General features: G+C 70.7%; 14 protein-coding genes and 1 pseudogene. 7 read left to right on the top strand and 8 right to left on the bottom strand.

What is annotated here, in order from left to right:
* The first annotated feature begins 57 nt into the window (after positions 1-57).
* Both JK359_RS36760 and JK359_RS36755 read left to right on the top strand, forming a co-directional pair.
* Positions 58-921, top strand: a complete 864-nt coding sequence (locus JK359_RS36760) for a hypothetical protein (RefSeq protein ID WP_201843986.1) — start codon at positions 58-60, stop codon at positions 919-921.
* A gap of 1 nt (position 922) precedes the next feature.
* Positions 923-2,581 (top strand): hypothetical protein, encoded by a 1,659-nt coding sequence (locus JK359_RS36755; RefSeq protein WP_201843985.1) that lies wholly within the window; start codon positions 923-925, stop codon positions 2,579-2,581.
* 435 nt (positions 2,582-3,016) lie between these two features.
* Here the strand turns inward: JK359_RS36755 and JK359_RS36750 are convergent, their stop codons facing one another.
* Positions 3,017-3,415, bottom strand: a complete 399-nt coding sequence (locus JK359_RS36750) for a PIN domain-containing protein (protein WP_201843984.1) — start codon at positions 3,413-3,415, stop codon at positions 3,017-3,019.
* Entirely contained in the window at positions 3,415-3,690 is a 276-nt protein-coding gene (locus JK359_RS36745; protein ID WP_201843983.1) for a hypothetical protein, read from the bottom strand. The genes JK359_RS36750 and JK359_RS36745 overlap by 1 nt, the downstream gene beginning before the upstream one ends.
* A 359-nt stretch (positions 3,691-4,049) precedes the next feature.
* Between JK359_RS36745 and JK359_RS39615 the strand changes: the two genes are divergently transcribed.
* Entirely contained in the window at positions 4,050-4,478 is a 429-nt protein-coding gene (locus JK359_RS39615) for a DUF732 domain-containing protein (protein ID WP_236679028.1), read from the top strand.
* Positions 4,479-5,083: 605 nt separating this feature from the next.
* Here the strand turns inward: JK359_RS39615 and JK359_RS40510 are convergent.
* The 4 genes and pseudogenes from JK359_RS40510 to JK359_RS36725 form a co-directional block, all read right to left on the bottom strand.
* Positions 5,084-5,329 (bottom strand): annotated as a pseudogene (locus JK359_RS40510) (helix-turn-helix domain-containing protein); the annotation flags it as partial.
* Positions 5,330-5,343: 14 nt separating this feature from the next.
* On the bottom strand, positions 5,344-5,613 hold the full coding sequence (locus JK359_RS36735) for a hypothetical protein (protein WP_201843981.1): 270 nt from the start codon (positions 5,611-5,613) through the stop codon (positions 5,344-5,346).
* 668 nt (positions 5,614-6,281) lie between these two features.
* The gene (locus tag JK359_RS36730; protein ID WP_307788442.1) at positions 6,282-7,418 is read right to left on the bottom strand and encodes a hypothetical protein; all 1,137 of its coding nucleotides are present in this window, start codon (positions 7,416-7,418) and stop codon (positions 6,282-6,284) included.
* A gap of 372 nt (positions 7,419-7,790) precedes the next feature.
* Entirely contained in the window at positions 7,791-8,618 is an 828-nt protein-coding gene (locus JK359_RS36725) for an SDR family oxidoreductase (RefSeq protein WP_201843979.1), read from the bottom strand.
* A gap of 429 nt (positions 8,619-9,047) precedes the next feature.
* On the opposite strand from JK359_RS36725, the gene JK359_RS36720 reads away from it, so the two are divergent.
* Positions 9,048-9,194 carry a hypothetical protein gene (locus tag JK359_RS36720; protein ID WP_201843978.1) on the top strand — a complete coding sequence of 49 codons (147 nt, stop codon included), beginning with the start codon at positions 9,048-9,050 and terminating at the stop codon, positions 9,192-9,194.
* A 1,117-nt stretch (positions 9,195-10,311) separates the two neighbouring features.
* Here JK359_RS36720 and JK359_RS36715 read toward each other — a convergent pair.
* Positions 10,312-11,433, bottom strand: a complete 1,122-nt coding sequence (locus tag JK359_RS36715) for a hypothetical protein (RefSeq protein WP_201844017.1) — start codon at positions 11,431-11,433, stop codon at positions 10,312-10,314.
* Between the two features lie 177 nt (positions 11,434-11,610).
* Here JK359_RS36715 and JK359_RS36710 point away from each other — a divergent pair, with 177 nt between their 5' ends.
* From JK359_RS36710 to JK359_RS36700, 3 genes are all read left to right on the top strand, one after another.
* Complete coding sequence (locus tag JK359_RS36710; RefSeq protein WP_201843977.1) at positions 11,611-11,877, top strand: hypothetical protein; 267 nt, start codon at positions 11,611-11,613, stop codon at positions 11,875-11,877.
* 131 nt (positions 11,878-12,008) lie between these two features.
* Positions 12,009-12,314, top strand: a complete 306-nt coding sequence (locus tag JK359_RS36705) for an acyl carrier protein (RefSeq protein WP_201843976.1) — start codon at positions 12,009-12,011, stop codon at positions 12,312-12,314.
* A gap of 32 nt (positions 12,315-12,346) precedes the next feature.
* Positions 12,347-13,063: an acyl carrier protein gene (locus JK359_RS36700; protein ID WP_201843975.1), complete on the top strand. Its 717-nt coding sequence runs from the start codon at positions 12,347-12,349 to the stop codon at positions 13,061-13,063.
* Here JK359_RS36700 and JK359_RS36695 read toward each other — a convergent pair.
* A complete protein-coding gene (locus JK359_RS36695; protein ID WP_201843974.1) occupies positions 13,026-13,631 on the bottom strand; it encodes an O-methyltransferase in 606 nt (201 codons plus the stop codon). The two genes, JK359_RS36700 and JK359_RS36695, sit on opposite strands and share 38 nt — an antisense overlap.
* Positions 13,632-14,331: the final 700 nt, after the last annotated feature.

Below are 14,331 nucleotides of genomic sequence, written 5' to 3'. Positions count from 1 at the left end.
CCCGGGGGCGTCAAAACGGCTACCTCGCGCGGGCGTTGCGTTCTACCGTTGCCGGGCATGAGCACGCAGGCCTTCCAGGGCGCCTACCTTCTGCCGCTGTTCCACGCGATCGAGCAGGCCCGCGGTGAGGACGCCTACCAGCAGCTGCCCGCACCAGCACCGGCCAGCAGCCTGGCCGCCGACGATGCCCCGCTGGGCGTGTACTGCGCCGCGCACCTGATCCGCAGCTCCTACACCGCCGGCCTGGCCCACGCCGACGCGCTGCGCCGCCTGACGGCGGCCGGCGAGGTCGATCCGACCAGCCCCTGGACGCTGCTGCGCGGCGCCCTGGAGAATTTCGCCACCGCCCTGTGGCTCCTCGACGGCACCGGACGCAGCGAGCGCCGGCGCCGCGCCCTGTCGCTGTGGGACGAGGACATGCGCAACCGGCATCAGCACGAGACGGACACCGGATACCTCCCGTCCGGCGGCGGCATGAGCGGTGCGCAGCGCCGGGCCGAGATCCGCGCCATCGCCGACCAGCTCGGCCTGGCCCCGCTGACCGCGCCCAGGACCCACCAGATCCTGCTCACCGCCGCACCGGCCGCAGGCCTGCCCGCGGTGAAGGTGTGCGCCGTCTGGCGGGCAGCCTCCGGGTTCGCGCACGGCCGCTACTGGCCCAACCTGCGCGCGTCCCAGCCCCGCGCGGCCATGGCGGAAACCGGCGGCGTCCACACCATCGCCTTCGTCATAGACGAGGACCAGCACCGGCCGCTGGCGGAGTACTGCCACACCATGCTGAGCCGGCTGCAGGAGCACTACGCCGCGCGCGCCCAGGCCCACGGACAGCGATCCGACTGGCCCGGCCGCCGAAAGAAGACCCTCGGGCCGCTGGGCCACCACCGGGTGCTGCACATCGACGGGAGAGCAGAGGAGGGGTGAGGTGTCCGGCAACGCAGAGACCAACGTACGTATCGCGCCCAGCGCCCTTGAGGCATTGACACAGATCATGGCCCGGCACGGGACGTCACGGGACGCGACGATCCGCCGGCTGCTCACCGAGCACGTCGCCTTGCAGGAACAGAGACATCCCGAGGACCGGATGACCCACATCTCCACCGTGCTGCGCTACCCGCCGCCCCCGCGTTGGCGAGGCGACCCCAGACACGACGTCCCTTTGCGGGTGCGCGCGCCCGCCAGCCTGCTGGTGCGGGCCCGCGCCGTCTCCCTGCAGCTACCCGGACAGCACCCGCGCGCCCACCGGGACTACCAGAGCCGCCTGCTCACGGATGCGGTGACGACCGCCATCGCCCAGGCCGAACCCTTCACCGACCCCTTCCTCACCGGCCTGCTCCCCCTGCTGCGCCATGGCGCCGCACTCGGCCTGTGGCGACTGGCGGTGGCCGCAAGCTCCACCGCCCCGGAGAAGGCCTGGCTGAAGGAGGCAGAAGTGGTGCGAGCCGGCCACCGGCTGTCCAGCACCCCCCAAGATCCCGACGACCAGCACCTCCTGCGTGTCGCGGAAGCCCTGGAACTCAACGAGGCATGGCATGCGACGAAGCGGTTCCGGATGGCAACTGCCGCAGCCCGCCGCTTTCTCACCGGCCCCGGCGCCGAGGACGTCGAGCAGGCCCTGTACGAGCAGGGCGACGCCTGGAACACGGTGTACAAGGAATGGCTCAAGACCGACTGGGAAGGCAGACCGTTCCGGCGGCGGCACGGGATCACGAGTTACGACTGGACCGGCCGGGGCGGGGCAGCGGTCTGGCGCGCCGAGCGCCGAGTGAACCTCGAATACTTCGAGGACTGGCTGGTCGGGCGTACGAAAGGCGACCCAGCCGCCGGCGTGATGGAAGAGTCAGGGACTCCCCTGTGGCTGCTGCGCACACCGGCCGCCTGGTGTGCTCGCGCCCCCCGCAGCGCCTCCCGGCACGCCTGTGAACTGTATGCCTCGTGGGTCGCAGACGGCAGCCTGCTGGCCTTCCCCTACCGAAGCCGGCAGGCCTTCTGGCCGCTCCAGCGCCAGCAGGGCACGTCCGGGTTCGAACCCGTTCCCGGCTTCGAACCCGTGGCCGCCGCAGCCGCCGGGCTGCACCCCGACAAGGTCACCGGCTTCATCGAGGCCGTCCTCATCGACTGGAACCACACTTTCGCCGAGGAGCCCTCCGTGCGGGTCGCTCTGGACCTCCCCGCTGACCGGGCACGCCGCTTCGGCTTCATCACCGCCGAGGAACAGCATCGGGCCATGGCCGAAGCGCGCGCCACGACTCTGAAGGTCATGGACGACGTCATCGCCTGGGCCGCAGGGAAGGAGGCCAGTCCGCTTCACCTGCTGAAGCTGAAGGACGCGCGTGGCAACGCCCCTGAGTTCCACCGCCTCACCCGGAACTACCCCCGGCACAAGAGGCCCAAGTTCCACGTGGCCCGGGCCACGTGGACATGGCCCGGGGGATCGGTGGCCGCCGAACTCGCCGCCGGCACCCCGCCCGACCTCGTCCAGTGGCTAGCCACTGCGGCCCACAGCCGAAGCTCCCTGATCCTTGAGCAGGCGATGGAGCAGGCCTGGCACCGCGCCTTCGATCAGTACGGATTCCGCATGTGACGATACACAGAAGGCCCCTCTCTCCTATGAGTGGATGCACGCTCGGCACACAATCCGGGCACGGCATTCGCGCACCGCCACGGCGCGCCCGTCTGAATGGGGGAGACCTCGCAATGCACCGACCGCTGATCTCGTGCCTGGCCACCGGCGTCACCGGCACAGCGGTAGCGCTGACCGGTGCACCGTGGTGGTTGGCCGTTGCGGCCTTCGGCTGCCTCGGGCTGGGCCTGCTCGTCGTCGCGCTTCAGTCAGTCTTTCCCCAGGAGTCCGCTCACCGGCTCGCCTGGTGGCGTGACCGCCGCCGGTAGAGCTCGGCTCGTTCACGGGGGGACGCCGGGTGCACGGCGAAGCACCAGCCGCCCCCCGGGACAGTCAGGAGCGGGTACCGCCGCCGGAGCAACGCGACGATCGATTTGCCGCCGGGGCGGCTGGCGGTTACTGGTCGGGGTGGACGACTTCGACGCCGGTGCCGGCGTAGGCCTTGGGTGTGAGGGTGAGGAGGTACCGGCCGGTGGGGTGGGCGGGGGAGGGGCGGGCGGCGTGGATGGCGTGGACGGCGGCCCACGAGTGCCCGAAGCGCAGGAGTTCGGTGGCGGTGACCGCGGCGTCGGTGTCGAAGGCCTCGATCCGGATGAACCGCAGCCCCTTGATGTAGCCGAGCAGCCCGGGCCGCTCCGTGTCGCCGGCCGTCAACGACAGCACCGGTGCGTACAGGTCACCGAGTCCGCCGGAGGCCTGAACGTAGAAGGCGGCGACGGCCTCGTTGAACGGGTCCTTCGGGTCGTACAGCGCCCCCGCGGTCGTGTGGTCCAGGACGACGGCGATGCCCGCCACTACGCGGCCGCCCGCGGGCCGTGCGCGGCGCCGCCCAGGCGCTCCAGCAGCGCCCGAGCCTTCTCCTCCGCCTCAGGGCTCGGCGCGCTGCCGAGGGCGGAGGCGAGCTCGGCGCGGGCCAGCTCGGCACGCTCGGCGTACTCGGCCTGCGTCGGCGTGCTCTGCGCGAGGTCTTCCACCAGGCTGCGGATCGTGGTGCCGTGCTCGGCCGCCAGCTGGGCGAGCCGGTCCCGAGCTGCCGTGCTCACCTTGATGCTCGTCTCGTCTGCTGCCATACCCCCACTCTACCGCCCCCCTCTACCGGGGGTAGAGGATCTGAGCTGGCGGCATGTTCCCGTTAGGCGCGCCCCGCGTGCGCGCACGCCCATGCCAGGCGAGGGCACGCCGCCTGCTTGCAATCGGTACGCGAAATGTGCGCCTCAACGTGGAGTGGCGGAAGCCGCGGTCGGGGTCGCGGGCCCTGGCCGGGGCGGAAGGGCACGAAACCAGTCCCGTCGGCGAGGTTGGCAAGTCCGAGGGCCTTCCCTGACGGAAAACCGAGGCACACCTTCGACGGCATGCGCATGTACCGTGCAACCATTTGGGCCCCTCGCGAGTCGCATCACGCGAACTATCAGCACCACCTGGGGACCACATGAACCGCGCCACCATGACCACGCTCGCCGCCCTCGCCCTGGCCGCCACGCTCACCGCGTGCGGCAGCAGCGACGACGGCAGCACCAAGCCCGCCAAGACGCCGACCCCTTCGGCCACCGCGTCCAAGGCCTCGCCCACCGCGTCCAAGGCGTCCGACCCGGTCGCCGTCGCCGGCATTCCGGCCGCGCCCACCGGCCAGGCCCGTACCGACCTGCTGGCCGCACTGCGCAAGGTGAACCCCGCCCTGGTCGCTGACCCCGACAAGGCCATCGATAACACCCGTAACCAGTGCTCCGCCCTCAACGGCAAGTCGCCGAAGGTTGACGACGTCGCGCAGGCCCGGTTCAGCAACAGCGCGCACACTGTGAGCCCGGCCGAGGCCAAGCAGATCAACGCCGCCATCGGCGCGTACTGCAAGACCGCATAGCGTCCACCGTCAACGCCCCGCCACGCTCCCGCGCGGCGGGGCGTCAGGACCTTGGGCCCGTAGCCGGATTGAGGAGGGCGTGGGCAATGTCGATTCCGCTCGCCACGACGGTTCAGCCGCGCCCGCGTCGTTTGCTGCGCCGGGACCCGCGGACCTTCAGGGACCGGGAAGACGGCTCGGGGTAGGCAAACGTCATCTGCACGAGCTGTACGGAGCCGTCGCCGGACACGAGGATCCCGTCGAGCCCGGTGTCGGGGGCGAGACCGTTGCGCCGTGCGGAGCCGAACAGGTTCTTGTGCAGGTCGGCGAGCTTGGCAGTGCTTCCAGGCGGGCAGTTTGATCCGCCGGTTGGCGATGCGCCAGCAGGTCCCGAGGGGAAGCAGGAACACCTCGCTCTCATAGGCAACCCCCGCGGGCTGCGGGACAGTCCCGGCGCGCTGCTGGACGGTGCGCAGCGGCGGGGCACCGGCGCTCTCGTAGACGGCCGCGAGCGCGGCGGTGAACTCCCGGCGGGAGCGGATGTTGTGTACCGCGGGCGGGTGGAGCTGGCGCAGGATCCCGCGGTCCTTGGCCCTCGCTCGCGCCCACAGACGCAATGCCCTGCGCTCCTCCTCCGGCGTGGCGCCGCAGCCGCGTGCGTAGGCCACGACGGTGGTCTGCTTCGGCAGGGTGCGGCAGCCGGCCGCACGCTTGAGCGTCGCGGCCGAGACGGCCAAGGCCGGGTCGCCGAGCGCCGTGGTGCGCTCGGCGAGTTCGGCAAAGGTGAGCCCGGCCCGCTGCCGGAACTCGTGAAGGCGGTGCGCCAGCGCGGCGTGGTGCGGGCCAGCGGGGGCGGTCTTCACCGGACGCATCTCACCAGCCCCTCTCACTTGCGGGCGGCGGCGGTCACGGCGGCCGCGAAGGCCTCCAGCAGCCGCCGGCCACCCCCGCCGACCGCGTACACGGCGGCACCGATCGCTCCGCACCCGGCGAGGAGGACGAGCACCTCGCGCACCGGCATACCGGCGAGGGCGAGCCCCGCGCCGAGCAGCGGGAAGACACTGACGCCGCATGCCTGCGCGGCGCTGACCGGTGCCCGGCCGGGCCGGGCGCGGTCGGGGACGGGCGCCAGCGCGCCCTCACGGATGCTGGACATGACGAAGTACCTCCCTGGCATACGGGCGGACCGCCGGCCACGGAGACGCCGGCAGCCCGCACGGTGATGTGCTACTGGCCGCAAAAACCGGTGGGTGCACGGAAGTTGACGGCTTCCGTGCCCGGTGACGAGCAGCATGCCACGGTCCACACCCCCCGTGCGGGCCCTCGGCTCACCCGCGTTCCAGGAACCGCTGAGGGACCAAGAACAGTCTGCTTCGAGCAGTCCTACGCCGCCGGCCATGCTTGTTGCCCGCGCCATGGAGCCAGACGGCGGGGCCCCGGCTCACGGGTGTTCAAGGTTGCCTTGCCAGGGCGTAGTCAAAGAGGGAAAGCTGGCCAACAACCAGCCCCGAGCGTCGGGGCGGTGTGGGGGGAACCAAGCGTGCCGCTTGGTTCCCCCCCCACACCGCCCCGGCCCTCGGGCCTCCCTGACACGCTACTGGCCGCAAACCGAAGCAACGCAGGGACACCCCAGACCCGTTGACACCGGGCCTGTACCGGTCGGGACCGGTCCCCAGCGGACCGGTCCCGCCGCATACCCTCTCCCGGCGCCTGGGCTGCTGGCACGACGGTTCTCACCGGCTGTCCGTGAACAGCAGTGGTCCCGCTCAGCGGGTGAATGAGCTTCGCCTCCACGGCACAGCCCCACAGCGAGATGACACCGATCTACAAGGCCGGTTTCTGGTGCCGGGCGAGGAGTTCGGTGAAGAAGTCCTGCACCAGCTGTCCGGCGTGGGGCTTGGTGAGTTCCCAGCCGCCGAAGCGGTAGATCTCGTATCCGGCCAGCCGCAGCCGGCGGTCTTCGGCGACCATCTCCGCGTACAGCCGCGGTGCGGCGGTGTGCGTGATCCGCCCCTTGTCGTCGGGCGGGTTGGGGCGGCCGTAGTGCTGGACGCCGTCGACCTCGATGACGACGCGGGCCCGGTCCGGGGCCAGGAGCAGGAAGTCCATGCGCTGGCGGGGCAGCGCGCCGGACTGCTTGCCGCTGCGGCGGGTGTAGGGGTCGTAGTGGAGGTAGACCTGCGGGATCAGCGCGGGCAGGTCGAAGCCGCCGTCCTCGGCGTAGCGGGCGCAGTACGTGCGCATCACCAGCTGTTCGGGCACGGAGTCCAGCGACCGGTACAGACGCCGATACAGACCGCTCGCGGCGGTCTTATCATCGGTGTCCGGCTGGTGGTTCTTCTTCCACCAGGCGACCATCTGCCGCCAGGTAAGGCCCTGCGGGGGCAGCGGATCGGTGAACACCAGGCACGTGTGCGCGTTGCGGACGATCTCCACGTCGTTGTTCACCGCGTCCCGCAGCACCATCTCGGGCTTCTCACCGTCGGCGGCGAAGATCAGGTTCTTGAAGCTGCCCGCCGGACCGTTGCGGAACCGGCTCTCGTACTCCACCTCCTGCAGTTCCTCCAGCGCGTCCCTGGTCGGGCCGAGGATCTCCTCCACGCAGTCCCGGCGGGCTTTCCAGCTGCCGCTCATATCGTGGTCGCGCCAGTACGAACCGAAACCGCGCGGGCCGTCGAATGTCCTGAACGGCCACGCTGGCGGCCTGAGAGCGAGACGCTCGATCACGGCGCGGTGGGCCTTGATGACGACAGGCACGGTGTCGTTGTTCAAACGCCTGTCCCGGCCGTCGGTCCCGTAGGAGACGAAGTCGTTGTACAGCAGCCGGGTCAGCGCGATCGCGACGTCCAGGTCGGTGTGACCGTCCGGAGGCCCGAACCGCAGCGACTCCATCAGCCCGACGTCGAGCACCCACGACTCGGCCCAACCGTCACCGCTGCTGAAGAACGCCCCGAGTTCCACGCTCCACCCCCGTCTGTGGTTCCTCCCAGACATCGTCGACCGCAGCCCGCACGGCCACCAGATGGCGTACCGGCGCCGTGCCTCCAGGCGTAGCGCGGATACCGGCTCAGCGCTGCGCCGTGCTCAACCCGGCTACGCCGGGCGCCGGGAGATCTGGCACGTGGCGGGTGTCTCGTCGCGCCCCTCGACGGGCATCTCAGCCACGGCCGGCGGAGTCAGCCGCGGACCGCTCCTCCTGCGCCCAACTCGGGCCGCAGCTCACCGGCGCGCAGGCCGAGGCCTGGCGGATCCCCCTGTCCACGCGGCCACCTTGCCCGGCTACCTCCACCTGCGCCCCGGCCCGGGCCCGCAACTCGGTGTCAGGCTGGGCGGTCAAGTTGTTGTGGTGCAGAACTGGTGGGCGCCGCGCAGTGTGGTGCGGAGGTTCCGCTGGGTGGCTCGGCTGTCGAGGCGTACGTCGAGGGCGCCGGGAAGGGTGCTGTGGGAGCGCAGGCCCGTGGGCAGCCGGGAGGCGTCCAGGCCGTCTCGTCTGGCGATGAGGATGCCGAGTTCGTGACGGCTCACAGGGTCGGGCCCTGCGAGGTGGTGGACGCCGGCCGCGTCGCCGGACGCCAGTTCCAGGAGGGCGGCGGCCAGGTCGGCGACGTGCACCGGGCAGCGGATGTCGTCGGTGAACAGGACGCCCTCGCGGGTGCCGGCGGCCAGTTCGTGCACGAGGCGCTCGTGCACGGAACCGCCGTCGCCGACGATCAGCGACGTGCGGGCGACGACGGCCTGCGGATGCACGAGGAGGATTCCGGTCTCCGCTGCCGCCTTTGCCGCACCGTACGGGGTGACGGGGTCAGGCAGGCACGACTCGTCGTAATGAACTCGGGCGCCGGAGAACACCGCGTCGCTGGACACGTGGACCAGGCGGCTCCCGTACCTCGCCGCCGCCATCGCCAGCCGGACAGGCCCCTGCGCCGTCACCGCCCAGTCGGCGTCGCCGCTCGATGCGTTGATGACGAGATCCGCGCCGACTTCTGCCATGACGGCGTCCACGCCGCCAGGATCCCGCAGGTCGAGTGGGTACCAGGCGGCGTTGGAAGCGGTGCCCGGCCTGGTCGCGTAGGTCGCGGCCGTTGCGCGCCCGGCCATGGCTGCCTTGCGGATCAACTCGGTGCCCAAGAAGCCGCTTCCGCCGATGATCAAGACCGTCATGGCGTGACACGGTAGACCGTCTCGGCTGATGTCGGACACGGCACCACACAGGGGGAGGGCAACCCGCGTCGGAGCGCTGGCGCCCTTCGGAGCACCGCGTCCGCGCGGACCGGACCGCTCCGCAGCAGCACCGGAAGAACTGTGACCCACATCACTCGCGATCGCGGACGGCTTCCGGATCACCCTGGGGCCGCCGATTACCCCGACCCGCTGACCAGCAACTCTATAGATAACCCTCTAGAGAATGAGGACCTCGAATAGGCGCTCCACGACCCGGGGCCCCTGGAAAATTACGAAGGATTGTTGGAGTGAGACCGCCCGCGCTGTCACCGAGCGAACAACTCGACTGCGGGACTGCGGTAACGTGATCCTTCCCTGACGGATCACCGCCGATTGGCGGTCCGGATACCAGAAGGGAGGTAATGACGCATGTCCGAGCCTGCTCCCCAGGGCAGGCCGGCGAGGACCAAGCTGCTTCGCCGCATCCGGCGGGTCATCGCCCGCATGCGGCCCGTGGCCACTGTCCTGCGGGTCGTCTACTACGCGCTGCGCGTGGTGGACGAACTGACGGACTGAGCTGCGGAGAAGTGGGGAGGGCCCATCCCGCGGCAACGGGAGGGGCCCTCAGTCCACGTCGTGCCATTGTGGGCCTCGACGGATTCCAAGGTGCGAGGCCCACACCCATGTGTGGACTGCTAACCGATACGTTAGCACGTCTCCAAAACGAATTGGCGACCAAAGCTGACTCCCCGACTTTGCGGCCCGCAGTCATTGATTTACCCAATGATGCAAAACCGATCCGGCTGCATGTTGACTCGGCAATCCAAATCAGCATTAGTCGGCGATTTGCCGCGCGCCTGCCGCCGCGAAATCATTACCGGGCAATCATCATTAGGCAGACAGCTTTACGACAGCTGTCGCCCCGCAACCATTGCGCGCGCTGCCGGCCACTTCGCTGCAGCCGGTGGTGCCCGACGTATCGCCTGCTCAGACGCAGGCAGGTCGCGGGACGGGTACCGCAAGCCATGGGGACACCCGCCTCGACGGGATGCCTGTCGCAGGCGCGCCAAGCACCTCCATGAGATGACCGTCAACTGCCCATGTCTGACTGGCGGTGAAGCGCCCCCGTCGTGTGAACCACGCTCCTGAGCGTCCGTCGGGACCATGTGTCGGCGGACCCGAAAACGCCTCCCGAGTCGTTCTCCGAGGCAGCAACGGCCACTGGTTCCCATGATTTCGTGCTGCCCGAAAATGCGTTAAACCCCCTCTGACCTGCACAGACGCGCAACACCCGTTGCCCTAGAGTGGAGCGGCGGTACACAAGTCGCAGCGCGTTGCCGGCACGGTGACAGACGGAGGACGAACGCGCCGGCAGGGATGAGGGAGGCAGCCCGTGGGCAACGCCCAGCGCCCGAACGGCCGTCTCGCCGCCGGTACCCGAGCACCGCGCCACCACTCTGAAGCCGACGCCAGCTGACTTCACGTACATGCGGCGGTAGCCACGCAGGTGATCACGGCAGCACCTCGTGGTCTCCATCCCGGCGCCCGGCACCCGGCACCCGAAGCCGGCCGCCGCGTTGCGGACCCTCCCCGGCGGGAGGAATCACCCGCCCGGATCGCGCCCACCAGTCGTGCTGCACCCATCCACGAGAAGGCACGCAGCCGCTATCACAGAGGCTGCGGCAGGGTCAGGTCATCCGGTCTGCACCCACGCCCCTTCAACAGGGTCGTGGTCTGCGCCGCCGCTCGCCGCCTGCCGGCGACCGTTGGTCAGCTCCTCCATGGAGCGCATCCACCTCTCCCCGAAGCCGACGGCCCCCGTGTCGTCGCCGGGGATGCTGAAGATGTCCGGGTCCCGCGCGAACTGGTCCATCAGCGTCTCGTACAGGTTGTCGAAGAACGGCTCGAGGAAGACCGTGAGGGACTCGGCGAACTGCCTGGGGGAGGGGTTGATGACGATGACGTGGTCCAGGAACGGGAACATGCCCCACTCGTCGATCCGCTGCCGCAGCGCGGCCTGGGCCGGGGTGTCCGGCAGGAGCAGTCCGTGCAGCACGTACAGCGCGTAGAACACACGCAGGCCGACCAGCACCTCTCGTGCGCGCACCAGCTCCTCGTCACTCGCCCGCTGCACCTGAGCCACCATGTCCGCGTTCTGCTGGAGCAGGCCCCAGTCCACCTCGGGTCCCTCGCCGCGCTCCGCGGCACCCAGCATCTGCGCCCAGTCGTCAGCTGTCAGCCCGAACATGCCGAACGCGGCGAACGCTTCGGCCAGGGCGTCCGCCCCGACCTCCTGCGCTCCCAGGCCGATCGCGGCGGCTACATGCAACATGCTCCTGCCATCCGGCCCCTCGGCCTCGGCCGGCACGTCCCCGCCGGCTTCGAGTGCTGCGCGCACCAGGGCGGGGTTTGCCCGCCCGCGGTATGGCCCCATGAGCCGGCCGGCGGCCGCGTACAGTGCGTCCTGTCCTTCCTCGCCCGCTCCGGCCGCGCTGCGCACGAACTCCACCAGCCGCTGCGACGCCGAGCGTTGTAGCACCCACACCAGGGCCTCGCGCACGGCTGCCACCGGCGGCTCCGGCATCGGGACCGTCCCCGGCGCCGTCTGCGGTGTGCCGGCCTCGGCGAACCACTCCAGCACGGCCAGCCGCCGGTCACGTCCCTGCCGTAGATGCCGGGCCAGCGCCGCCGCGCTCTCGACCACCAGCGGATCGACCGCGTCGACGACCGATCCCCGGCCCCGCCCGAGCCCCCGGCGCCGGTGCCGGGGCAGCAGCCCCGTCCGCCGCCAGCTCTCCAGCTGGCTTGCCGTCACCGTCAGATCCCGCGCGGCAAGTGCACGGATCACCCGTTGATCCGCAGGGCTCGCAGTTCCTCGTGTCATGCCCGCCATTAGAACCCCGAGAAGTGCCTTTTTTGCGGGGTTCCGTCTCTGGCTCACTGGTCTGCGACAGCACCGGCAGCACGTCAACTCCGAGGAACCAAACCGACAATGACCTCACGTCACCCTTCCCGCGTCCGCACCCAAGCGGCCACCGCCCTCACCACCGTGCTCCTGACCGGCGCCATCACGGCCGGCCTGCACCACCCCGGCCACCTGGTGCGCCTCCTGGTCATCCTCGCGGCCGTACTGGGCGCTCTCACCGCCACGCTCGCCCTTGCCGCGGTCTTCGCCCCCACCGCCACCACCCGCACGGCCGCCCGCACTACCCTCGACCTCCTGCTGCGCCTGGTGCCCTGGTACACCCCGAAGAGCTGACACTTGAGCGCTGTCTGCGCAGATCGGCGACTCCTGGCGCCAGGGCCCCGCTCCTGGCCAGAGGCCGGGCAGGTCCTACCCCCGCCTCGACCCGGGAGCGGCGGCAGGCCCGCTGCTTCAAGGACACCGCGGTGCTGCGGCGGCCGGTGGCACCCGGAACCTCCTTCTACGACCAGGGCGGCGACTCCCTCGGCGCGGCCCGTGTACTGGCGCTGCTGCGGAAGGCGCTCGACGTCCCCGTGGACATGTCCGACTTCGTGGCCGCGCCCAGCGTCCGTGAGCTGGCGGGCCGGCTGGCGGCACTGCCCGGCGTGGAAGCTGCGGCACGCGCCGCCGTACGCGCGGCGACGGAACGGCGGGACGGCGCACCGCCGACCGGGCTCGCCCGGGGGCTGCTGGCGCCCTGGCCGGCGACGGCGCCCCCGGGCCAGGGGTGAGCAGGGCCGGGGACCGGGCGGGGAGAAGGACCATGACGATGAGCAGCCGGGCGGACAGCGCCTCCGCGGCCGGCGGGTACGGGATCGTACAGGCGTGGCGGGCAGTGCGGGCGGTGCCGGAGATCGGTCCGTCCTCCGACAAGGAGAGCTTTTTCGAGGCGGGCCGCAACTTCATCCTGCTCGTGGTATTGCAGCGGGAACTGGCGAGGGAATTCGGCGTCCGGTTCCCGATGTGCGAGCTGGCCGAGCACCCGACCGTGGCCGGGCTGCTCGCGCTGCACGGAGCGTCCGCCGCACAGACGCCCCAGCGCGCCGCCGCAGTGGAGTTCTCGCCGTCCGCAAGGGGATCGGCACCGCTGTCCCACGCGCAGGAGCGGCTCTGGCTCGCCGAGCAGTTCGGCTCCGGGCACCACGACGGCACCATGGGCGCTCAACGGGTCGTCCGTGTCGACGGCGACCAGGGAACCCGGGGGTGCGTGCCCGCTGATCGACTCCGACAGTACGGCGGCCGGCTCGGCGAACTGCTGGTCGGAGCAGACGCGTTCACCGATGGCGGCAGCACCCGCGGAGTCCGGTCGGCCTGTTCGTGCACGAGGTCTCAGATGGTGCACGCCATGCTTGCCTCTGCTCAGCGGACCGGTGCCGTGGCGGTACTCGGAGCGGGAACCACGATAGTGACCAACTCGGCGATGAGTAGGGCGATTCGACGTTTCACAGGTTGGTGCGCCGGACGGCGACCACCGCGCTGAGGTCGGCCGCCAGCGGCAGGTCTACGGTGTGCAGGGCCGGATGTGCCAGCCAGTGCAACCGGGCGGTGTCGGTGCGTCCGGCGTATGAGGGCGGCCACGTGCGAGAGGGTGTGAAGTCGTCGACGACGAGGACGCCGCCGGGCTCCAGCAGCCGTTCGGGGTCGGCCGCGCCGTTCCCCTTGGCCTGACCGCCGCCGTCGAGGACGAGTAGATCGTAGGGCGCGTGGGCGTAGATCTCGGTCCAGTCCGCGCACAGCACCCGCACCTGCGGCACATCGGCGAAGACGTCGGCCGCCACCTTCGCCCGCGCGGGATCCTGCTCCACGCTGAGGAGTTCGACGCCGGGTCCTGCCCCGTCGGCCAGCCAGGCGAGGCCCACCCCGCATTCTGTGCCGGTTTCGGCGATGCGCCGGCGGGCTCCGCCTGCCAGCAACTGCAGCAGTCGGCCTTGCTCGGGTCGGCAGGAGTGGGCGAAGCCGTGCCCTCGCGCGGCCGAGACAGCGCGCTCGACGAGCGGAGGAAGTGTTCCGGCACGGGTGCGGTGGGCCGCGGTTCCGTCGATCGACATACGCCTCAGTATGAGCCGACCGGGAACCGCCGGGGCCGGATCCGCCTGGCTTCGCGGCGATGTCATCCGCAGTTCGGCTGGCGAGCGTTGGCCGACCACCGTGCCCCGTACGCCTGTTCTGCGGTTCCTCGTCCGGCTGCCGGGGTAGCCTGGCGACGTGTTCGTGGCGTTCCCTCCGCGCCGCCTGCGGCGGGGCGCCACGCATACGACCGGCCATGGCGAACCGTGCACTGTCGTAGATGACGCGATCGTGATGACGTTCCAGTGACGCGGCGCGGATGTCATCGGTGGGGGCGAGGAGCCCTAGATCCAGTTTAGATCCAGGATTAATTTTGAAGCAGGCCGAGTTGCCTTCCCCGCGTCCATGCCCCTCATCCACCTGAGGGCCTGTCATCTCGCCGACGCGGCATCAAGCCATCAAACCCGCAGAAGCCAATCGAAGAGAGCACCCCACCACCCGCCCTGCCGTCGCCCGGGCCGCGCGGAGCGCGGCACGCCTGATGGCGCGAAGCGTCACGGTGGCTGGAGCGCAGCGGAGGCCACCAGGACAGCCGAAGGCCGGCCGCGTCCCGCAACGCGGGACGCCCGCTCCCGAAGCGCAGCGAAGGGAGCGTCAATGAGCCTGCGAAGCAGGCTCATTGAGTGGGGAGCGAAGCGAGCCACCAGCGCTCACGCGGAGCGGGAGCGCAACCCCCGCGCG

Origin of the sequence: Streptomyces actinomycinicus (assembly GCF_016741775.1) — a bacterium.
In the GTDB taxonomy this organism is placed as follows: Bacteria; Actinomycetota; Actinomycetes; order Streptomycetales; family Streptomycetaceae; genus Streptomyces; species Streptomyces actinomycinicus.
The sequence above is the reverse complement of the archived record's forward strand: the minus strand, read 5'-3'. Positions and strand labels throughout refer to the sequence as shown.